The organism is Klebsiella sp. A-Nf5 (assembly GCF_002810545.1).
In the GTDB taxonomy this organism is placed as follows: Bacteria; Pseudomonadota; Gammaproteobacteria; order Enterobacterales; family Enterobacteriaceae; genus Klebsiella; species Klebsiella variicola.
In genome coordinates, this window is record NZ_PIOG01000136.1 from 1 (window position 1) to 474 (window position 474).

Here is a 474-nt window from a genome sequence, read left to right on the forward strand (position 1 = left end):
TTTGACATGCAGGCCGTCACCTTCGCCCTGTTTAGCGGAAAAACCGACGAGGCGAAACAGCGCCTGTATCTCACCCAGCTACGGCGCATTGCCGGTCAATTTGATATCGAAGGCCGTCAGATGGCCGAGCTGGAGCGTACGCGGCCCTGGCACTACAGTAATTTCAACCTTGAAGCCTACAACCGCCTCGGGCGACTGGGCGAGAAAGCGGGCGTCGATATCTGGAACTTCACCCTTGATGACCATAGTCTGCGCAAAGGCTATCAGTACATCGCCGGATTTATTAACAGCGATACTCCATGGCCATGGAAAGACATTGATAACATGGATGACCAAAAAGCGCTGCGCAATATCGCCACTGCCGCCCACGCCTGGCCGGAAGGTCCGCTGTTTCGCAACAAAGCGCAGTGGCTGCGGGCGAAATATCCCGACGATATCACCACCCTTATTGCCCCGCTTTTACCATCCTCAGAG

The 474-nt window shown here is 55.3% G+C and carries 1 protein-coding gene; it reads left to right on the top strand.

Annotated features, from left to right (window positions below; genetic code table 11):
- Nucleotides 1-474, top strand: a 474-nt coding sequence (locus CWM53_RS13900; RefSeq protein WP_206062621.1) for an alginate lyase family protein, incomplete at both ends; no start/stop codon positions are given.